This is a genomic window from Leucobacter muris (assembly GCF_004028235.1).
Classification (GTDB): domain Bacteria; phylum Actinomycetota; class Actinomycetes; order Actinomycetales; family Microbacteriaceae; genus Leucobacter; species Leucobacter muris.
The window spans coordinates 2,544,201-2,565,356 of record NZ_CP035037.1 but is presented as its reverse complement, the minus strand read 5'-3'; the positions used below and the strand labels follow the sequence as shown (position 1 = coordinate 2,565,356).

General features: G+C 71.8%; 15 protein-coding genes and 1 pseudogene. 13 read left to right on the top strand and 3 right to left on the bottom strand.

Annotation, left to right across the window (positions count from 1 at the left end):
- Positions 1-6: 6 nt before the first annotated feature.
- The 9 genes from Leucomu_RS11960 to Leucomu_RS11920 all read left to right on the top strand — a co-directional run bounded on the left by Leucomu_RS11960 (position 7) and on the right by Leucomu_RS11920 (position 11,976).
- Positions 7-1,494 (top strand): phytoene desaturase family protein, encoded by a 1,488-nt coding sequence (locus tag Leucomu_RS11960; protein ID WP_128387362.1) that lies wholly within the window; start codon positions 7-9, stop codon positions 1,492-1,494.
- 178 nt (positions 1,495-1,672) lie between these two features.
- A complete protein-coding gene (gene pta / locus Leucomu_RS11955) occupies positions 1,673-3,778 on the top strand; it encodes a phosphate acetyltransferase (RefSeq protein WP_017883626.1) in 2,106 nt (701 codons plus the stop codon).
- A gap of 5 nt (positions 3,779-3,783) precedes the next feature.
- Positions 3,784-4,971 (top strand): acetate/propionate family kinase, encoded by a 1,188-nt coding sequence (locus Leucomu_RS11950; RefSeq protein WP_128387361.1) that lies wholly within the window; start codon positions 3,784-3,786, stop codon positions 4,969-4,971.
- Between the two features lie 95 nt (positions 4,972-5,066).
- A complete protein-coding gene (locus Leucomu_RS11945) occupies positions 5,067-8,018 on the top strand; it encodes a DNA polymerase III subunit gamma and tau (protein ID WP_267128421.1) in 2,952 nt (983 codons plus the stop codon).
- 41 nt (positions 8,019-8,059) lie between these two features.
- Positions 8,060-8,656, top strand: coding sequence for a recombination mediator RecR (recR, locus tag Leucomu_RS11940; RefSeq protein ID WP_128387359.1), 597 nt, complete (start codon positions 8,060-8,062; stop codon positions 8,654-8,656).
- 196 nt (positions 8,657-8,852) lie between these two features.
- Complete coding sequence (locus Leucomu_RS11935) at positions 8,853-9,104, top strand: hypothetical protein (RefSeq protein ID WP_041205221.1); 252 nt, start codon at positions 8,853-8,855, stop codon at positions 9,102-9,104.
- Between the two features lie 30 nt (positions 9,105-9,134).
- Complete coding sequence (locus Leucomu_RS11930) at positions 9,135-9,491, top strand: hypothetical protein (protein WP_017883621.1); 357 nt, start codon at positions 9,135-9,137, stop codon at positions 9,489-9,491.
- 124 nt (positions 9,492-9,615) lie between these two features.
- Positions 9,616-10,893, top strand: coding sequence for an aspartate kinase (locus tag Leucomu_RS11925; RefSeq protein WP_128387358.1), 1,278 nt, complete (start codon positions 9,616-9,618; stop codon positions 10,891-10,893).
- A gap of 15 nt (positions 10,894-10,908) precedes the next feature.
- Positions 10,909-11,976, top strand: a complete 1,068-nt coding sequence (locus Leucomu_RS11920) for an aspartate-semialdehyde dehydrogenase (protein WP_017883619.1) — start codon at positions 10,909-10,911, stop codon at positions 11,974-11,976.
- Between the two features lie 157 nt (positions 11,977-12,133).
- Here the strand turns inward: Leucomu_RS11920 and Leucomu_RS11915 are convergent, their stop codons facing one another.
- Together Leucomu_RS11915 and Leucomu_RS11910 are read right to left on the bottom strand one after the other, a co-directional pair.
- The gene (locus tag Leucomu_RS11915) at positions 12,134-13,150 is read right to left on the bottom strand and encodes a metallophosphoesterase (RefSeq protein ID WP_128387357.1); all 1,017 of its coding nucleotides are present in this window, start codon (positions 13,148-13,150) and stop codon (positions 12,134-12,136) included.
- Between the two features lie 2 nt (positions 13,151-13,152).
- Positions 13,153-15,780, bottom strand: a complete 2,628-nt coding sequence (locus Leucomu_RS11910) for a transglycosylase domain-containing protein (RefSeq protein WP_069187457.1) — start codon at positions 15,778-15,780, stop codon at positions 13,153-13,155.
- A gap of 113 nt (positions 15,781-15,893) precedes the next feature.
- Here Leucomu_RS11910 and Leucomu_RS11905 point away from each other — a divergent pair, with 113 nt between their 5' ends.
- Both Leucomu_RS11905 and Leucomu_RS11900 read left to right on the top strand, forming a co-directional pair.
- A complete protein-coding gene (locus Leucomu_RS11905; RefSeq protein WP_017883616.1) occupies positions 15,894-16,061 on the top strand; it encodes a DUF4177 domain-containing protein in 168 nt (55 codons plus the stop codon).
- Between the two features lies 1 nt (position 16,062).
- Positions 16,063-16,539 carry a RidA family protein gene (locus Leucomu_RS11900; RefSeq protein ID WP_128387356.1) on the top strand — a complete coding sequence of 159 codons (477 nt, stop codon included), beginning with the start codon at positions 16,063-16,065 and terminating at the stop codon, positions 16,537-16,539.
- Between the two features lie 183 nt (positions 16,540-16,722).
- On the opposite strand, the pseudogene acs reads toward Leucomu_RS11900, so the two are convergent.
- A pseudogene (gene acs / locus Leucomu_RS11895) lies at positions 16,723-18,552 on the bottom strand (acetate--CoA ligase); the annotation flags it as partial.
- A gap of 371 nt (positions 18,553-18,923) precedes the next feature.
- On the opposite strand from acs, the gene Leucomu_RS11890 reads away from it, so the two are divergent.
- Both Leucomu_RS11890 and Leucomu_RS11885 read left to right on the top strand, forming a co-directional pair.
- On the top strand, positions 18,924-19,925 hold the full coding sequence (locus Leucomu_RS11890) for a CpaF family protein (RefSeq protein ID WP_017883613.1): 1,002 nt from the start codon (positions 18,924-18,926) through the stop codon (positions 19,923-19,925).
- Entirely contained in the window at positions 19,922-21,004 is a 1,083-nt protein-coding gene (locus tag Leucomu_RS11885; RefSeq protein ID WP_128387355.1) for a type II secretion system F family protein, read from the top strand. The genes Leucomu_RS11890 and Leucomu_RS11885 overlap by 4 nt, the downstream gene beginning before the upstream one ends.
- Positions 21,005-21,156: the final 152 nt, after the last annotated feature.

The following is a 21,156-nucleotide window of genomic DNA, read 5'->3' as shown; positions in this document are numbered from 1 at the left end:
GGGCGCATGACCTCAGCCGGCGCCGCCGTCATCGGGGCAGGGCCCAACGGCCTCGCCGCGGCGGTCACCCTCGCCCGCGCGGGAGTTCCCGTCACCGTGTACGAGGCGGCCGAGACCATCGGCGGCGGCGCCCGCACCCAGCACCTCGTGCGCCCGGGCGTGCTGCACGACGTCTGCTCGGCGATCCACCCCATGGCCCTCGCCACCGGCTTCTTCCGCGCCTTCGAACTCGAGCGGCGCATGGGCTTCGTGGTGCCCGAGGCCTCCTACGCCAACCCGCTCGACGGTGCAGCCGGCGGCGGCGATGGCCGGGCCGCCGTGGCCTACCGCGACCTCCAGCGCACCGCCGCGGAACTGGGCCGCGACGGGACAGCCTACTCTCGCCTCTACCGCCCTCTCCTGCGCCGACTGGAGGGGGTCGTCGACTTCGCCCTCGGCGGCTCCATGCTGCGCTGGCCGAGCGACCTACCAGCCGCGATCCTCACCGGCCTGCGCACCCTCGAGCAGGGCACACCGCTCTGGAACGCCCGCTTCCGCGAGCAGGCTGCGCCGGCGCTGCTCTCCGGGGTCGCCGCGCACAGCATCGGCCGCATGCCCGGCCTCGCATCCGCCGGGGTCGGTCTGGTGCTCGGCGCGCTCGGTCACGCGAGCGGCTGGCCGGTGCCGGTGGGCGGATCCCGGGCCATCACCGACGCGCTCGCGGCCGATCTGCTCGCTCACGGCGGGCGGATCGAGACCGGGCACCCCGTCTCCGATGTGCGCGAGCTGAGCGGCTTCCGGGTCAAGCTCTTCGACACCTCGGCTCGCGGCCTGATGCGGATCGCGGGATCGGCACTGCCCGGCCGCTACCGGCGAGCGCTCGGCCGCTTCAGGTACGGAGACGGGGCCGCCAAGGTCGACTTCGTGCTCGACGGGCCGATCCCGTGGCGGGATCACCGTGTCGCGGAGGCCCCCACGGTGCACCTCGGCGGCACCCGGGCCGAGGTGGCCGCGACCGAGCTCGAGGTGTCGCGGGGCCGGCACCCGCAGCACCCGTACGTGCTGCTCGCGCAGGCCGCCGCATTCGATCCCGCGCGCGCGCCGGTGCGCGAGGGCGACCTCGAACTCACCCCCGTCTGGAGCTACACGCACGTGCCGAGCGGGTCGACGGTCGACATGGCGCAGCCCGTGATCGACCAGATCGAACGGTTCGCCCCCGGGTTCCGCGACCGGATCCTCGACGTGCGCGTGATCACGGCCGCGGAGTTCGCGGGCTACAACCGCAACTACGTCGGCGGCGACTTCACCGCGGGGGCCGTGACTCCCTGGCAGCTGCTCTCGCGCCCGGTGATCTCGACGGAACCGTGGCGCACCCCCGCGGCCGGCATCTACCTCTGCTCGTCGTCCACGGCGCCGGGGCCGGGCGTGCACGGGCTCTCGGGCTGGTACGCGGCCCGCTCGGCGCTGAAGCACGAGTACGGGCTGCCGGATCCCGAACTGGGCCTCGACGCATAGCGACCCCACACCCACCCCCAATCCGATCCGATCCGACCCCGGCCTCCGCCGTTGGTATGGGATCTGCCGAAGATATGGGGATATCGGAGCGGGAGGCCATACCTACGGCAGATCCCATATCGAGGGCATGCTCGGGAGCGGCGAGCCCCAGGCGGATCCCGGGGCATAGGGTGGGAGCGTGGCTGCAAGCATCTATCTCACCTCGGCCGAGGGGCGCACCGGCAAGAGCGCCGTGGCCCTCGGCGTGCTCGATGCGCTGCGCGCCGACGCTCCCCGGGTGGGGGTGTTCCGCCCCCTGATCCGATCGGCGGGCGAGCGCGACCGGGTGCTCGACCTGCTGCACTCCCGCACGACGGCCGACGTGCCGTACGAGGCGTGCGTGGGCGTCACCTACGAAGAGGCCCACTCAGACCCCGAGGCCGCGATGACGCGCATCGTCGCGGCGTACCGTCAGCTTCGCGATCGCTGCGACGCCGTGGTGGTGGTGGGCTCCGACTTCAGCGACGTGGCCGCTCCCACCGAGCTCTCGTTCAACGCTCGGATCGCCGCGAACCTCGACACGCCGGTGCTGCTCGTGCTCGGCGGCCGATCGAACGAGCAGGCCGAGCACCTGGGCCAGCAGCCGGCTCGCACGCCTGGCGAGATCGCGCAGCTCGCCGAGCTCGGCATCGCCGAACTGCGGGCCGAGCACGCCGACGTGCTCGCGGCGCTCGTGAACCGCGCCGATCCGCACCGCCTCGCCGAGATCGAGCGCGAGGTGGCCGCGGCCCTGCCGGACGGCATGCCGGTCTGGGCGGTGCCCGAGGAGCTGCTGCTGGTCGCGCCCCCGGTCGCCGGGCTCATCGAGGCGGTCGAGGGCGAACTGGTGCGCGGTTCCGAGGAGCTGCTGGCCCGCGAGGTGCGCGACGTGGTGATCGCCGGCATGTCGATGGAGAACGTGCTGCCGAGACTGCTCGAGGGCGCGGCGGTGGTGATCGCGGCGGATCGCGCCGAGACCCTGCTCGCGGTGACGATGGCGCACGAGGCCCCCACCTTCCCCACCATCGCAGCGGTCGTGCTCAACGGGGGCTTCGAGCTGCCGCGCTCCGTCGAGCAGCTGCTCGACGGCATCGACTCGACCCTGCCCGTCGTGCGCACGGGCTTCGGAACCTTCGACACCGCACGACGCATCTCGCGCGCCCGCGGACTGCTGACGGAGGAGTCGCCCGCGAAGTTCGACACGGCGCTCGCGCTCTTCGACCAGCACGTCGACGGGACCGTGCTGCGGGAGCGACTGCGACTGCATCGCGGGGGCGTTCGCACACCCGTCATGTTCGCCTACGAGCTCTTCGACCGGGCCGCCGCGGCGCACGCGCACATCGTGCTCCCCGAGGGTGACGACGATCGCATCCTGCGCGCCGCGAGCACGCTCCTCGCGCGCGGCACCGCGAAGCTCACGATCCTCGGCGACGAGGCGGCCGTGCGCAAGCGCGGCGGCGAGCTCGGCCTCTCGATCGACGCGGCAGACGTGATCGACCCGGCCGTCTCGCCCCTGCGCGAGCGCTTCGCCGCCGAGTACGCCCGGCTGCGCGCCCACAAGGGCGCGACACTCGAGCAGGCGCGCGACGTGATGCGCGACGTCAGCTACTTCGGCACCATGATGGTGCACCTCGATCTCGCCGACGGCATGGTCTCCGGGGCCGCGCACACGACCGCGCACACGATCCGGCCGAGTCTCGAGATCATCAAGACCCGGCCCGGCGTCTCGGTGGTGTCGAGCGTGTTCTTCATGGCACTGGCCGACCGGGTGCTCGTCTACGGCGACTGCGCCGTGAACCCCGACCCCACCGCGGCGCAGCTCGCCGACATCGCGGTCTCGTCGGCAGACACCGCGGCGCAGTTCGGGGTCGAGCCCCGGGTAGCGATGCTGTCGTACTCGACGGGGGAATCCGGATCGGGCGCCGACGTCGACAAGGTGCGCGAGGCGACCGCCCTCGCCCGCGCCGCGCGACCGGAACTGCTCATCGAGGGCCCGCTGCAGTACGACGCCGCGAGCGATCCCGTCATCGGCGCGGCCAAGCTGCCCGGGTCGGCGGTGGCGGGTCGGGCGACGGTCTTCATATTCCCCGACCTGAATACCGGCAACAACACGTACAAGGCCGTGCAGCGCTCCGCCGGCGCCGTGGCCGTGGGCCCGGTGCTGCAGGGGCTCGCCAAGCCCGTCAACGACCTCTCCCGAGGGGCGACGGTCGAAGACATCCTCAACACGGTGGCGATCACCGCCGTGCAGGCGGGAATGGAGTAGTGGCCGTGAGCAGCATTCTGGTGATCAACGCGGGCTCGTCGTCCGTGAAGTACCAGCTGATCGACCCGCAGACCGAGGCGCGCCTGGCGTCGGGGCTCATCGAGCGCATCGGCGAGCCCGAGGGGCGCCTCGTGCATCGCGGGGGCGACGGGCGCGAAGAGGAGCGGCGGGTGCGGGTCGCCGACCACACCGCGGCGTTCGCCCAGATGGTCGAGGCCTTCGCGCGTGCGGGCACACCGGTCGCCGAGCTCGGCATCGCGGCGGTCGGGCACCGGGTGGTGCAGGGCGGCAGCGTGTTCGCCGCACCGACGCGCATCGACGACGTCGTGGCCGAGCAGATCCTCGAAATGGGCGCCCTCGCCCCGCTGCACAACCCCGGCCAGCACCAGGCCATCGTCGCGGCGCGTGCGCTGTTCCCCGACGTGCCGCACGTCGCCGTCTTCGACACCGCCTTCCACCAGACCATGCCGCAAGCGGCATACAGCTACGCGATCGACACCCGCGTCGCCGAGCGCTACGGCATCCGGCGCTACGGGTTCCACGGCACCTCGCACCAGGTCGTGTCGCGCCGGGCGGCCGAGTTCCTCGGTCGGCCCGTGGAGTCGCTGCGTCAGATCGTGCTGCACCTCGGCAACGGGGCCTCGGCGTGCGCGATCGAGGCCGGTCGCTCGGTCGACACGTCGATGGGCTTCACCCCGCTCGAGGGGCTCGTGATGGGCACCCGCAGCGGCGACCTCGACCCGAGCGTGCTGCTGCACCTGCTGCGCGAGGGCTCCTCCATCGACGACCTCGATCGGCTGCTGAACCACGAGTCCGGCCTGGTCGGGTTCACCGGCACCGGTGACTTCCGCGACGTGCGCACCGCCGCCGACGCGGGCGACGCGGCGGCGGCTCTGGCCATCGAGGTGTACGTGCACCGCATCCGCCGCTACCTCGGCGCCTACCTCGTCGAACTGGGCGGAGCCGATGCGATCGTGTTCACCGCCGGTGTGGGCGAGAACAACGCGGCCGTGCGCGCCGAGGTCTGCGCCGGGCTCGAGTGGTTCGGCATCCGCATCGACCCGGCCCGCAACGCCTCGGGGGCCGGGGGAGCCCGCCGCATCAGCTCCGACGACTCCCGCGTCGACGTGCTCGTCGTGCCCACCGACGAGGAGGCCGAGATCGCGCGCCAGACCCGGGGGCTCGTCGGCTGACACCCCGACCCAGCCCAATGTCGGTGGTCGCCGGTAGCATGGACCCCGTGGTTGCCGCACTGTATCGCCGTTATCGGCCAGAATCGTTCGCCGAGATGATCGGTCAGTCCCAGGTGACCGAACCGCTCATGACCGCCCTGCGCACGGGGCGCATCGGCCACGCGTATCTCTTCAGCGGCCCTCGCGGCTGCGGCAAGACGACCTCGGCCCGCATTCTCGCCCGCTGCCTCAACTGCGCCGAGGGCCCCACCGACACGCCCTGCGGCGAATGCGCGAGCTGCCGCGAGTTGAGCCGCGACGGCGGCGGATCGCTCGACGTGGTCGAGATCGACGCGGCCAGCCACGGCGGCGTCGACGACGCCCGAGACCTGCGGGAGCGGGCGGTCTTCGCCCCCGCCCGCGACCGCTTCAAGATCTTCATCATCGACGAGGCGCACATGGTGACGCTAGGCGGCTTCAACGCACTGCTGAAGATCGTCGAAGAGCCGCCGCCGCACGTCAAGTTCGTGTTCGCCACCACCGAGCCCGACAAGGTCATCGGCACGATCCGCTCGCGCACCCACCACTACCCGTTCCGCCTCATCGCCCCCGGCACCCTCATCGACTACGTGCAGTCGCTCTGCGACAGCGAGGGAGTGAGGGTCGAGCCGGGGGTGCTGCCGCTCGTGGTGCGGGCCGGCGGCGGATCGGTGCGCGACACGCTCTCCATCCTCGACCAGCTCATCGCCGGCTCCGAGGGCGATCTCGTCACCGCGCAGCGGGCGGCCGGTCTGCTGGGCTTCACCCACACCGAGCTGCTCGACGACGTCGTGGCCGCACTGGGCGCCCACGACTCGGCCGCGGCCTTCCGCGCGACCGATCGTGTGGTGCAGACGGGGCAGGATCCGCGCCGCTTCGTCGAGGATCTGCTCGAGCGGCTGCGCGACCTCATCGTCGTGAGCGCGACCACGGTCGACGGCGCCGCCGCCGTGTTCAGGGGCGTTCCGCAAGACCAGCTCACGCGCATGTTCGAGCAGGCGCAGAGCTTCGGGCCGGGCGAGCTGTCGCGCATCGCCGACGTGGTGAGCGGCGCGTTCGACAAGATGGCGGGCGCCACGGCGCCCCGGCTGCAGCTCGAGCTCATGATCGCCCGTGCGCTGGTCGAGCGGGCCTCCCAGGCGGTGGCGCCCCCGCCGCAGCGGGCCGGTGGCGCCCCCGCGCAGCGGCCCGCGGCCTCGACTCCGACCGCGGCCGCTTCGCAGCGCACCGATACGGCGACCGCCCCGGCCCCTGCGGCCCCCGCGGCTCAGCAGGCGCCGGCGACGCGGGAACCGCGGCCGGATCCGCTCGCCGCCGTCGCCGCGGCGCGAGGGGCGCTCGACGCATCGCAGCCGGCAGCCGCGAAGCCGAGCGATGAGGCGAGCGGCGCCTCGCCCGTTGCCGAGCAGTCCGGCGACGCCGCTTCGGGCGGCGCGCAGCCGAACGCAGCCGAGACCGCGGCGTCGATCCGGGAGTTCCTGCGCGACGATCCGGCCGGCGCGGGCGACGCGGCGGCGCCCGAGCCGCAGAACTCGGACTCGTCGGAGACCCACCCCAACGCGGGCGCCGCGGGGTTCGGCCGCCCCATCTCCGATGTGCTGAGCGTAGCCCAGCTCGAGGGGATCGGGCGCGACTCGGCGTTCCGGGCTCCCGCCGAGCCCGAGCCCGCGCCCGCGCCCCGACAGAGTGAGCCCGCCCAGCCGAAGAGTCGACAGCCCGAGCAGGCCGCTCAGCCCGAGCAGGCCGCTCAGGCGAGCGAGAGCCGACCCGAGCAGACCGACCCGGACACCTCGCCCGCCTCCGACGCGACGGCGGGTCAACCGGCAGCGGCCGCCGCGGCCGAGCCGCAGCCGTCGGCCGCCCCGCAGCCCGATGCCGAGTCGGCCGCGCCCGGCGGCTTCGACGACCTGGTCGAGCTGTGGCCCGAACTGCTCGAGGAGATCCTGCACGCGGACCGCGAGGCGTGGAACGCGGTGCGCGTGGTCACGCCGATGGGCCTCGACGGCGACGTGCTCACCGTCGGGCTCGCCTCCCAGTCCGATCTCGCCGCGTTCAAATCGTCCGGCGCGGGACCGCTGCGCGAGACCATTCAGGCAGCCATCGGCATCAACGTGAAGTACGTGCCCAAGCGCATTGCCCCAGGAACCGGCAGCCGCGAGACCGCGCCCCAGGGCGAGGGCGGGCAGAGCGAACCGCAGCGGGAGCCCGACTCAGAGGAGCCCCACCGAGCGGGCCAGGCGACCCCCTCATCGCAAGACTCCGACACGCAGCCCTCGGGGCCCGCCCCGAGTTCCGCCGCTTCGGCGTCGTCCGCCGCGTCGCAGGGCGACGATCCCGACGACCCCGTCGCCCGGGCCGCCGCCCGCCTCAGCGGCCTCGGCCCGGCGCTCGCCGCGCCGGCCTGGGCCGACCCCCCGCCCGAGCCCCCGACCGACACGAGGCCGCTCGCGAGTTCCGCGCCCGAGGCCGGCGCGCCAGCCGCTGCGCGGAGCGCCACCGATGGCGGCGCCTCCGGAGGCGCCGCCGCGGCGCCTGCACCCGGCGCCGCACCCGTGGCGTCGACCACTGCTCCGGCCTCGAATGCTTCGGTCGCGACCGCGAGGCAGGCGTCCGAGCCGCGAGCCGCCTCCGACGACGACTACATCCCGGCGTCGTACGACCCCGACGGCGACCCCTACGCGGGCATGGGGAACGACCCCTACGCCGGCGCGGATCCCGCACCCACCGCCCCGCAGTCAGATCCCGCGCCGGGCCGGCGCAGCGGTGAAACGGCCCCGCCCCGCCCTTCCGCGGCGGCCGGCACCGATCCGGCTGCCCCGGCGCCTGCGGCCGCCTCCGCCCCCGCGGCCACCCCCGCCCACGTCCCCGCGGCTGCGGCGGCCGGCGCGGACGTTCCCGACGACGCTCCCGACCGGGCCGGCGCCAAACGCGCCGCCCCCGCCTTCACCCGGTACGGCGAGGCCGTGGTGCGCGAGGTGCTCGGCGCGCGCTTCGTCGAAGAGCGCCCGCTGCCCCCGCGCGCACCCTGACCCGACTCGCACCAGACCCCCATCTCGAGGAGACACCACTCGTGTACGACGGCATCGTCCAAGACCTGATCGACGAGTTCGGTCGGCTGCCCGGCATCGGCCCGAAGTCGGCGCAGCGCATCGCGTTCCACATCCTCCAGACCCAGAACTTCGACGTCTCCCGCCTCGCCGAACTGCTCTCCGAGGTGCGCGAGAAGGTGCGCTTCTGCGAGGTGTGCGGCAATATCACCGAGCAGGAGCGGTGCTCGATCTGCCGCGATCCCCGCCGCGACCAGACCCTCATCTGCGTGGTCGAGGAGCCCAAAGACGTGGTCGCCATCGAGCGTACGCGCCAGTACCGAGGCCTCTATCACGTGCTCGGCGGCGCCATCAGCCCCATCGACGGCATCGGCCCCGACGACCTCAGCATTCCCGCCCTCATGCGGCGGCTGGGGGAGGCCGAGGTGCGCGAGGTCATCATCGCCACCGATCCGAACCTCGAGGGAGAGGCGACCTCCGCCTACCTCTCGCGGCTGCTCACGAGCATCGAGGTGCCGGCGTCGCGCCTCGCCTCGGGTCTGCCGGTGGGCGGCGACCTCGAGTTCGCCGACGAGGTCACCCTCGGCCGCGCCTTCGAGGGGCGCCGCAGCATCGACTAGGGTTGCGGCTGCAGGCAGGCGTCGGCATCGACGGGAGGCCCGTCTCGCGCGTCCGCGGACCCACAGGATACCCGCGTGTCCTCCCTCCGGCCACCCCCTGGCTTCGGGCGGCCCCGAGAGCGATCCTGGAAGGGCGGGGCGAGAGCGCAGCCGCCGCGGCGGCTCGGCTCGACCGGCCCCCGAGAGGAGACCGATGATGTCCATCTGCGATACCTGCGGCAACGACTATGACAAGACTTTCACAGTGACGAAGGGCGACGAGACGCGCACCTTCGACAGCTTCGAGTGCGCGGTGACTCTCATCGCCCCGGAGTGCGCCCACTGCGGGTGCCGCGTCCTCGGCCACGGGGTCGAGGCCGACGGCACCATCTACTGCTGCGCGCACTGCGCACGCCACTCGGCCGACGATGCGGCGAGCGCCGAGCGCGAGCTCGTCGACCGGGCCTGAGCTCGCGACCGAGCGAACCGAGGCAGCGCCATGAGCGAGCACGATCCGACATCGGCGGAGGAGCGCCGCCGCCGCGACCCCATGAGCATGAGCAACCAGCCCGCGCTGCAGACCTCGACCGGATTGATCTGGATCGTGGTGGGCGGCTGCTTCGCGGTCGCGAGCCTCATCCCGCTCGTGATGCTCGCGGTCGCGGGCGGCGCCTCCTCGCCGATCGCGATCGTTACGATTGCGGCGGTGGTCCTGCTCTACGCGGCCCTGGTCGTGCTGCGATTCGCGATCCGGCGCCGCCCGACACGGCTGTGGTGGATGGCCGCCTGCATGCTCATGATGGCGGCGGTCGCCCTCGTCGGCATCTGGGTGTCTGCGATCGCGGAGGCCCGCTGAGCGGCGCACCCCGGCGCGGGGCGCCGCGCGTCATTGCAGGGCGGCTCCTCGGCAGCGCCTCGCACCTCTCCGAGCCGTGCAGTCAGATAGACTGGACTTTCGCGTAGTTTTGAGGAGGACCCGCGTGGCGTTGATCGTGCAGAAATTCGGGGGTTCGTCGGTCGCGGATGCCGAGAGCATCAAGCGCGTCGCCAAGCGCATCGTCGAGACCCGCCGGGCGGGCAACGAGGTCGTCGTCGCGGTGAGCGCCATGGGCGACACCACCGACGAACTGCTCGACCTCGCAGCCGCGTGCACGCCGATCCCGGCCCCCCGCGAACTCGACATGCTGCTCACAGCGGGCGAGCGCATCTCGATGGCGCTGCTCGCCATGACGATCAAGGGCATGGGCATCGAGGCGCTGTCGTTCACCGGTAGCCAGGCCGGCATGATCACGACTGCCGAGCACGGCTCGGCCAAGATCGTCGACGTCACCCCCGGCCGGGTGCGCGAGGCCCTCGATCAGGGCGCCATCGCGATCGTCGCCGGCTTCCAGGGCTTCAGCCGCGACTCCCGGGACATCACCACCCTCGGGCGCGGCGGATCCGACACCACCGCGGTCGCGCTCGCCGCCGCGCTCGGGGCCGACGTCTGCGAGATCTACACCGACGTCGACGGCATCTTCACCACGGATCCCCGCATCGTGCCCCAGGCCCGCAAGATCGACGCGATCTCGGCCGAGGAGATGCTCGAACTCGCCGCCGCCGGCGCCAAGGTGCTGCACCTGCGCGCCGTCGAGTACGCGCGCCGCCACGGCGTCGCACTGCACGTCCGCTCCTCGTTCTCGGACGAGCAGGGCACCATCGTCTACGACCCCCAGAAGGGGCATCCGAAGGGAGAGCAGGTGGAAGAGCCGGTCATCACAGGTATCGCCACTGAGAAGAGCGAGGCCAAGGTCACCGTCGGCGGCGTGCCCGACGCCCCGGGCAAGGCCGCCCAGATCTTCGAGATCGTGGCGAAGACCCACGCCAACGTCGACATGATCGTGCAGAACGTATCGGCCGCCGATACGAACCGCACCGATATCTCGTTCACCATCCCGCTGGGCGACGGACGCCGCGTGATCGACGCCCTCGAGGCCGAGCGCGAGACCCTCGAGTTCGAGAGCCTGCAGTACGACGACCAGATCGCGAAGGTCGCGGTCGTCGGCGCGGGCATGCGCACCAGCACCGGCGTCTCGGCGCAGCTCTTCCGCGCGCTGTACGAGGCCGACATCAACATCGAGATGATCTCGACCTCCGAGATCCGCATCTCGGTGGTCACCCGAGCCGACCTCATGGACAAGGCCGTGCGCGTGCTCCACACCGCCTTCGGCCTCGACTCCGACACCGAGGCCACGGTCTACGCCGGCACCGGCCGCTAGAAGGAGAACCCAGACATGGCAGAGCAGCAGAGCTTCAACGTCGCCGTCGTCGGCGCCACCGGCCAGGTAGGGGCGGTCATGCGCCGCCTGCTCGACGAGCGCGACTTCCCGATCAAGAGCCTCCGACTCTTCTCGAGCGCCCGCTCGGCGGGCAGCGTGCTCGAGTTCCGCGGCGAGTCGATCACGGTCGAAGACGTCGACACCGCCGACAAGAGCGGCATCGACATCGCCCTCTTCTCGGCGGGCGGCACCGCCTCCAGGAAGTACGCGCCGGCGTTCGCCGAGGCGGGGGCGATCGTCATCGACAACTCGAGCGCGTGGCGTCTCGATCCCGACGTGCCGCTCGTGGTGAGCGAGGTCAACCCCCACGCGATCGACGACATCGTGGCGGCGGGCAAGGGCATCATCGCCAACCCCAACTGCACCACGATGGCCGCCATGCCGGTCATGAAGGCGCTCGACGGCGAGGCCGGGCTCGAGCGCCTGATCGTCACCACCTTCCAGGCCGTCTCGGGCTCGGGGCTCGCCGGGGCCCGCGAGCTCGCGGGCCAAGCGGTCGCCGCGGTCGAGGCGGGCGGCATCGAGCGCCTCGTGCACGACGGCTCGGCGGTGGCGTTCCCCGACCCCGAGGTCTACGTGAAGCCCATCGCCTTCGACGTGCTGCCGCTCGCCGGCTCGATCGTCGAAGACGGCGAGGGCGAGACCGACGAGGAGAAGAAGCTGCGCAACGAGAGCCGCAAGATCCTCGAGCTGCCCGAGCTGCGCGTCGCGGGCACCTGCGTACGCGTTCCGGTCTTCACCGGTCACTCGCTGTCGATCAACGCCGAGTTCGCTCGGCCCATCTCGGCGGAGCGCGCCCGAGAGGTGCTCGCCGAGGCGCCCGGCGTCGAGCTGAACGACGTGCCGACGCCGCTCGAGGCGGCGGGGCAGGACCCCTCGTTCGTGGGCCGCATCCGCGAGGATCAGTCGGCGCCCGAGGGGCGGGGTCTCGCGCTCTTCATCTCGAACGACAACCTCCGCAAGGGCGCGGCGCTCAACGCCGTGCAGATCGCCGAGACGGTCGCAGCCAAGCTCGCCGCATAGCCTCGCGGCAGCGGCAGCGGCAGCAGCAGAGGGGCGGGGATCCGGGTCGGATCTCCGCCCCTCTGCTCGCGCGCGGGCGTCTGCTCAGCGCCGACGGACGCTCATCCGCACCGGGGGAGCGCGCAGGCGGGCTGAGGAGGCCCGCCCCGCATGCGGGCTAGTGGGACGCCTCGAGCGTGATGAGCGACGCCTCGGGGCGGCAGGCGAACCTGACGGGCGCGTAGATCGAGTTGCCGAGCCCGGCGCTCACGTTCAGGAACGCGGCTCGGTGCGCGTCGTACCAGACGCTGAGACCGCGCGCCTGCGCGGTGGGCAGGTCGCAATTGGCGGTCAGCGCGCCCACACCGGGAACGCGCACCTGGCCGCCGTGCGTGTGACCGGCGAGGATCAACTCCGCGCCGTCGTCGAGCAGTTCCCCCAGCGCCTCCTGGTAGGGGGCGTGCACCACTCCGAGGCGCAGGGGAGAGCCGGCCTCGGAGGCGGCGTGCCGCCCGCTGTGCGGCTCGCGGCCCTCGGCCCGCTGCGGCGGCGCGGCTGGCTCGGCCCGCTCGGGGCGTTCATCCGCGCCCTCGTCAGGGAGCGCGTGAAGCGCCTCCCGCATCGCGCTCGCGTCGTGGTAGCGGATGTGCGGGTCGTTCAGGCCGAGCAACTCGATTCGCGTGCCGCGCAGCTCGAGCCGAGCCGCCGAGTTGTTGAGGTTGATCGCCCCGAGCCCTTCGAGGCCTCGGGTGAGCGCGACGATGTCGATGTCGGGCTTGCGCGTGCTGAGCCCGCTGGGCTCCATGAGGTACCTGGCCGGGTTCTTGAAGATCGGACCGTAGTAGTCGTTGGAGCCGTGCACGAAGGCCGCGGGGGTGCGCTCGAGCAGGGGGCGCAGCGCCCGCAGCAGTGCGGGACGGGCCTGCAGATGGCCCATGAGGTCGCCGGTGAGCACGACGAGGTCGGGGTGCAGCTCGACGAGCGAGCGCACCCAGTCGATCTTGCGGGACTGCCACGGGGCGAGGTGCAGGTCGGAGAGCTGCAGCACCCGGATCGGGGCGGCTCCCTCCGAGAGCAGCGGCACGGTGTGTCGCCGAACCGTGAAGAGCCGGCGCTCGATCAGGGTCGACCAGACGGCGACCCCCGCTGCGGCCGTTCCGAGAACGGCCGCAGCGGAGCGCTGCGCAGACGCCACCGTCAGTCCTTGTCTTCGCAGGCCAGCGTCAGCGTCACCTGGGCGCTCACACGGGCTTCGGCGCCGCTCGCCGGAGCACTCGACACGACCAGATCCTTGCGGGGATTCGTCTTGCCCTCGCCCTCGCAGACGAAGCCGACCGAGGAGAATCCGGCTCTCGTCAGCGTCGCCTTCGCGTCGTCGCCGGTCGCCCCGACGAGCCCGTCGGGCACGGCAGCGGCCTGGCCATTGCTGCGGTACAGGGTGACACCGGAGCCGAGGCCCACTTCGGCGCCGCCCTCGGGGTCAGTGCGGGCGACGAGGCCCTGCGCGACCGAGGAATCGATCTCGCCGCCGTCCGAGACGGAGAACCCGACATCGGTGAGCAGCTTCGACGCCTCGTCGAAGGGCTTGCCCTTCACATCGGGCACGGCGACCATCGTCTGGCGGATCGAGGCCGCGGAAGGCTCGGGGAACGCGGTGCCGCCGTATTTCTGGTCGGCGACGTTCATCATCGCGGGCCAGATGGTCTGGTCGGCGAACATCAGGCCGCCGAAGGGTTGCGTCGACACGCGCTCGCACACGCCGTTGTCGTAGCAGATCGGGTCGGCGTTGCCCACCCAGGTGGCCGTCGCCACCGTGGTGCTCGCGCCCACCGTCCAGTTGTCGATCACGTCGTCGGTGGTGCCGGTCTTCGCGAGGTGCGGCACCCCGTAGGGCGAGCGCGCGTGGTCGGCGAGGCCGGTTCTCACCGTCTCCTCGAGCGCGTAGGCCACGCCGGCCGCGACCTCCGGCGCGACGCCCTCGGTGCACTTGCTCGGGGTGAACGGCACGGGTTTGTCGTCCGAATCGAGGATCCGGTCGATCGGCACCGGCGTGCAGACCGTGCCGTCGCCCGCGAACGCGGCGAAGGCCGACGCCATGGTGATGGGCGCGATCTCGTCGGTGCCGGCGAAGGTGCCCGAAGGCACGCGTGTGAGCCTGGTCGTACCGTAGTTGTCGAAGTTGGGATCGTGCTCCTGCTTCGCCGCGCGGTGGATGCCGAGCTTCTCGGCGAGCTTGTAGGTGTCGCAGAGATCCATCTTCTGCTGCATCGACACGATGCCGCCGTTCACCGACTGGGTGATGGCCGTCAGCACCGGTCGGTTGCCCCGCACGCCGAGGTTGTCGTTCGAGAACGTCCACGGGCCGTAGCCGTAGACGCCGTCGGGCGAGCACGAGTCGCGGAACGACTGCAGCTGCACGGTGCGGCCGTCCATCTGCACCACGTCTCGAATCGAGTGACCGGTGCGGATCCACTCGGCGAGCGTGACGGGCTTGAACGTCGAGCCGACCTGGAAGCCGTGGGAGCCGCCGTAGTCGTAGTCGGTGTTGTAGTTCACGGTGGTGTACTCGGGGTTCACCGACAGGAAGGACTCGGCGTCGTTGAACGGGCGGTTCTGCACCATCGCGAGCACCCTGCCGGTGCCCACCTGGGTGCTGACGCTCGCCCCGCCCACCTTGATGCCGTCCATGAGCGCGGGCACGGTCTCGCGCATCGCCGTGAGACCCGCCCCCTGCATGTCGAGGTCGATGGTGGTGTAGATCTGGAACCCGCCACGGCTGAACCGGAACTCGCGCTCGGCCGGGGTATCGCCGAAGTTGGGATCCTGCTTGATGTAGCGCAGCACGTAGTCGCAGAAGTGGCCCAGGCCGAAGTTCTGCTCGGCGACGAAGCAGCCGGCCACGCGAGGTGTGATGTTCGGCTCGATCGGGGTGGCGACGGCCTCGTCGTGCTGGGCCTGCGTGATCTTGCCGTGGCGCAGCATGCTGCCGAGGATCTTGTCGCGGCGCTCCTGGTTGGCGGGGATGTTCTCGGGGACGTCGAGCTGGTACAGCGACGGGTTGTTCACGATCGCCACGAGGCTCGCGGCCTCGGCCAGCGTGACCTCCTTAGCCGACTTGCCGTAGTAGTACTGGGCCGCCGACTCGATGCCGTAGATCTGACGGCCGAAGAGCGCGATGTTGAGGTAGCCGAGCAGGATCTCGTCCTTCGGATACTGCTTCTCGATGCTGATCGCGTAGCGCATCTCCTTGAGCTTGCGGTCGGCATCCTGGCGCATCGCATCTTCGTAGGCCTTGTCGCGCTCCTCCTCGTCGAGGATGGAGTACGCCTCCTGCACGAGCACGTTGCGCACGTACTGCATGGTGATCGTCGAGGCGCCCGACAGGTTCTGCCCGGCGGCGTTCTGCAGCACGGCGCGGCTCGTGGCGAGGATGTCGACACCGCCGTGGGTGTAGAAGCGCGGATCCTCCTCGGCCACCGCGGCGTCCTTCACGAACTGCGAGATGCTGTCCCAGTCGACCGACTCGCGGTTCTGATCGTAGAACGTGGCGAGCTCGTACACGGTGGTGTCGGCCGCGGTCGCGTAGAGGGTGGACGGCTCTGCGAGCTGGCCCGGATCGAGATGCGCGGGCAGCTTCTCGAAGATGTCGACGGCGGTCTTGGCCGTGTGGCCGCTCAGCGCGACGACCGGGGTCACCGCGGCGGTGACGAGCACTCCGGCGATGACGCTCATGGCGAGGGCGCCGAGAATGCCCCCGAGGGCCCCACTCGCGCTGCGCGGCTTGAAGGTGCGCACGCGCGCGGACCTTGATGTCTGACGGGTCATAGAATCTAGGGTAAGCGACATAGCTGACAAAACAGCAAAGCGCGGGGCCCCTGCGGCCCACGGCGCCGTCGCCCGCAACGAATTCGTCACCGTATACCGAGGGAGATCCGCACGTGAGTGAATCGACCGAAGCACCTCGCTGGGAGTACTTCGTCACGCCGCTGCTGCTGCACAACGAGGCCCAGATCCTCAACAACTGGGGCGCCCAGGGCTGGGAGCTCGTGCAGATCATCGAGGGACCGGCGGGCGGCAACGTCGCATATCTGAAGAGAAAGGCCTGAAATGACGTCTGTGATCGAGGAGCGCCTGAACGATCTCGGCTACGAGATCCCCGAGGTGGCCGCGGCGGTCGCCGCATACGTGCCCGCCCTGCGCGACGGCAACTACGTGTACACCGCGGGGCAGCTCCCGTTCGTGAGCGGCCAGCTGCCCGTCACCGGCAAGGTGGGCGAGGGGGAGGGGCTCGTCTCCCCCGAGCAGGCGGAGGAGCTCGCACGGCTCTGCGCGCTCAACGCGCTCGCCGCGGCTCGCGGCGTGATCGGCTCGCTCGACAAGATCACCCAGGTCGTCAAGGTCACGGCGTTCGTGGCCTCCGATCCCTCCTTCACGGGTCAGCCCGGCGTTGCGAACGGCGCGTCGGTGTTCCTGGGCCGCGTCTTCGGCGACCTCGGCATCCACGTGCGCTCCGCGGTGGGCGTCACCGTGCTGCCGCTCGACGCCCCCGTCGAGATCGAGTTCGTGTTCAAGGTCGAGGACTGACACCGGGCGCCATGTGCACGAACGGCGCCGGGAGACTCCGGAGCCGTCGCCCGCAAGAAGCCGAGGGGCGGATCCGCATCGCGGGTCCGCCCCTCGGCTCGTTCGCGGGCTCTCCGACAGCGACAGAGCCCGGCCTCCCCGAGGGGGAACGCCGGGCTCTGCTCGTGCTCGGGAGCGGACTAGCTACCTGCGGAGCTGGTCCTGGATCGTCGACATCACCTTCGTATCGGCGAGGGTGGTGGTGTCGCCCACCTCCTTGCCCTCGGCCACGTCTTTGAGCAGCCGTCGCATGATCTTGCCGGAGCGGGTCTTCGGCAGCTCGGACACCACGAGCACCTGGCGCGGGCGTGCGATGGCCCCGATCTGCGCGGCGACGTGCTGCTTGAGCTCGGCCTCGGCCTGCTCGGGGGTGAGCAGGGTCTGCCGCGACTTCAGGATCACGAAGGCGACGACGGCCTGCCCCGTGGTCTCGTCGTGGGCGCCCACCACCGCCGATTCGGCGACGGCATGGTGCTCGACGAGGGCCGACTCGATCTCGGCCGTCGAGAGCCGGTGACCCGACACGTTCAGCACGTCGTCGACCCGGCCGAGCAGCCAGATGTCGCCGTCGTCGTCGAAACGGGCGCCGTCGCCGGCGAAGTACTGATCCCCGAACCGGGCCCAGTAGGTGTCGATGAAGCGTTGATCGTCGCCCCAGATGGTGCGCACCATCGAGGGCCACGGGCGCTGCACGACCAGCAGGCCGCCCTGGCCGTGGTCGACCTGCTCGCCCTGGTCGTTCACGACCGTCGCGGTAACGCCGGGCTGCGGCACCTGCGCGCTGCCGGGCTTCAACGCCGTGAGACCGGGAAGCGGCGCGATCATGATGGCGCCGGTCTCGGTCTGCCACCAGGTGTCGACGATGGGGGCCGACCCGCCGCCGATCACCTCGCGGTACCAGCGCCACGCCTCGGGGTTGATCGGCTCGCCCACGCTGCCGAGCACGCGGATCGACGACAGGTCGTACTGCTCGGGCACCTGGCGGCCGACCTTCATGCAGGCGCGGATCGCGGTGGGGGCGGTGTAGAAGATGGTGACGCCGTACTTCTGGATGATGCTCCACCAGCGCCCCAGTCGGGGGTCTCGGGGGTGCCCTCGTACATCACCTGCGTGGCGCCGTTGGCGAGCGGGCCGTAGACGACGTAGCTGTGGCCGGTGATCCAGCCCACATCGGCGGTGCACCAGTAGACGTCGGTCTCGGGCTTGAGATCGAAGACGTCGCTGTGCGTGGCGGAGACCTGCGCGAGGTAGCCGCCGGAGGTGTGCAGAATGCCCTTCGGCCTGCCGGTGGTTCCCGAGGTGTAGAGGATGAACAGCGGGTTCTCGGCGGGGAAGCCCTTGGCTTCGTGCTGGCCGTCGAAGGCCGTGATCTCGTCGTGCCACCAGAGGTCGCGCCCCTCCTGCATCACGACCTCGTTGCCGCCGCGCTGCACGACGAGCACCCGCTCGACCGAGAGCGGCGTGCCGGTGTCGAGCGCGAGGGCGTCGTCGACGGTCGGTTTGAGCGCCGAGACGCGGCCCTTCCGGTAACCGCCGTCGGCGGTGATGACGAGCTCGGCCTGGGCGTCGTCGATGCGGGCGCGCAGGCTCTCGGCGCTGAAGCCGCCGAACACGACCGAGTGGGCTGCGCCGAGTCGCGCGACCGCGAGCATCGCGATCACGGTCTCGGGGATCATCGGCATGTAGATCGCGACCCGGTCGCCCGCCGAGACGCCGAGGCTCGTGAGCATGTTCGCGGCGCGCTTCACTTCGTGAGTGAGCTCGGAGTAGGTGATCGTGCGGGTGTCGCCCGGCTCGCCCTCGAAGTGGATCGCGACGCGATCCCCGATCCCCGCGGCGACGTGCCGATCGAGGCAGTTGGCGGCGACGTTCAGCTCGCCGTCGGCGAACCACCGGGCGAACGGCGGGTTCGACCAGTCGAGGATCTCGGTGAACGGCTTCGACCACTTGAGCTGCCGGGCGCGCTCGGCCCAGTAGGCTTCGGGATCCTGCGCAGCGTGCCAGTAGACGGCCGGATCGTTCACATTCGCCTGTGCGCGGAACTCGGCCGATGGCGGGTACGCCTCCACCTCCTCGCCGTGCTGCAGCGGGTGGCTTTCGATGGTGCCGTTCTGATCAGTCATGGACGCCCTTATCCGTATCGCGGGTGCGCTGCCCGGGGTCGCGGCCGAGGCCGTCGATCCCGCGAGCGCGCGAGTGAATGCGGTTTCAAGCTATACCTTTCCAGCGGTCACCGTCGCCCGATACTTCGCTCACAATCCAGTCGTGTGCATGGATTGCGCAGCTTGTCCACAATTCGCTCCCCCGCGGGCCCGGGAGGGTCGGGATGATGCTTGGGTGGGGGCATGACCGCCGATTCCGCCCTCGCGCTCAGCGCATCGCCCGCGCGCACGCAGATGCTCGGGATCGCGGCGCGGCGGGCCCTCGGCGGGCTGCTGCCGCTGCTCGACGACCCGGCTCTGCGCGACCTGCTGGTGCAGGTGCGCGCGGGCGAGGGGCGGCTCTGGATCGACCGCAGCGGCGCGCTGCAACCGGTCGTCGGGTGGCGGGCGACCCCGCACGCCGTGCACCGCCTGGCATGCGAGCTGATCGCGGCTGGCGGGCGGCACGTCGACGAGCTGCACCCGTGCGCCGACGTGCGGATCGGCGACGGCATCCGGGTGCACGCCGTGCTGCCGCCGGTGGCGGTGGAGGGCGCTGCGGTGTCGATCCGCGTGCCGCGGATCTCGCCGCCGCGCTTCGACGCGCTCGCGAGCGGCGGGCTCTGCGACGAGGCGATGGCCCGCGCGCTGCGCGACGCCGTCGCCGCGCGGCGCAACCTGCTGGTGACGGGCGGAACGGGGAGCGGCAAGACGACGGTGCTCGGGGCGCTGCTCGACCTCGCCCGCCCCGCCGAGCGGATTCTAGTGATCGAGGACGTCGCCGAGCTGCGGCTGCGACACCCCCACGCGATCTCGCTCGAGGCGCGGCGATCGAGCGCCGAGGGCGTCGGAGAGGTGCCGCTCGACCGCCTGCTGCGCGAGGCGCTGCGCATGCGCCCCGACCGCATCGTGCTGGGGGAGTGCCGGGGCGCAGAGGTGGCCACGCTGCTCTCGGCGCTCAACACGGGGCACGACGGCAGCGCGGGCACGCTGCACGCGAGCCGGATCGCGCACGTGCCGGCCCGGCTCGAAGCTCTCGGGGCGCTCGCCGGTCTCGACCCGCGGGCGCTGGCCAGGCAGGCGGCCTCGGCGCTGCACGGCGTCATCCACCTCGAGCGCGGCGGCTCCGGTCACCGCGTGGTGGCGGTCGGCAGGCTGAGACTCGACCGCGACGGGCTGCTCGGCATCGAGGAGGTGCGGCTGTGAGAGACGGAGTGCGTGGCCGCGGCGAGGGAGGCGTCACCGGGGCGAGCACCGCCGCGGCGGTCACGCTGCGCTGCGCGTCGCTGCTGCGCGGAGGCGTGACGGCGAACCGCTCGGTCGAACTGGTCGCGGCGGAGGCGGGCTCGTCTCCCGAACTTGCATGGGAAGCGCGCGCGTCTCCCCGCCTGCCGCGCGCCTCTCCTCGCCGGTCGAGCGCCGCTCGCGCATCGGCAGGAGTCCCTCCCGATGCGGCGGGCACCCGGGCGCGTGCGAATGTCGGGGGCCCCTCCGCTCCGGGTGCCGCCGGAACCGAGTTCGAGGGCGCCGCCGCGCGCATCGCGGCCGGAACCCCCGTAGCGGAGGCGCTCGCGGAATGCGCGGCGCCGGAGTGGCGGGTGCTCGCGATCGCCTGGCGGCTCGCCGAGCAGAGCGGTGCGCCCCTGGCCCCGGCGCTGCAGCGCATCGGTGCGGCGCTGCGGGCGCTGGAGCAGTTGAGGGAGCGCCGAGCGGTGCTGCTGTCGGGCCCGCGCGCGACGGTGCGCCTCGTCTCTGCGCTGCCGCCTCTCGCGCTGCTGCTCGGTGCGCTGCTGGGCTTCGACCCCGTCCCGGTGCTGCTGAGCCCGCTGGGCGTGGCCCTGCTCGGGGCGGGAGTGCTACTGCTCACCGCGGGGATCGCCTGGTGCCGCGCGCTGTTGCGAAACCTCGAACGGCAGGACTGCGTGGCCGGGCTCGAACTCGAGCTCGCGTGGATCGCGCTGGGGGGAGGGGCGCCGCCCGGCTCGGCGCTGCTGCGCACCGTCGACGCCGTCGACGCGTTCGGTGCGGAGTGGGTGCCCTTCTCGGCCTTCGAACGCTCGCAACTGCTCGCGACGACCATCGCTGCCTCGACCGGTACCGGCGCTCCGCTGCGACCGCTGCTGCTGGAGGAGGCCGCGGCCGCGCGCACCCGGGCGCAGGCCGAGCTGGAGCAGGAGGCGGAGCGCATGGGCGTGCGGGTGCTCGTGCCGCTGGGGGTGTGCGTGCTGCCCGCCTTCATCGTGCTCGGGGTCGTACCCGTGCTCATCGCGATGCTGGGCGGGTGAGCGGGCGCGACCGTCACCGTTCACTCCGCTCACAAGCGACCATTCGAAGCTGTCCGGCGTTGCTTCTCCACAGATCGCTCATTCCGGCGAGGTCGCCTCCCTCCGACACCGCATGATGGGGGAACCGGCACCCGCCGGGCCGTGCGCGACGA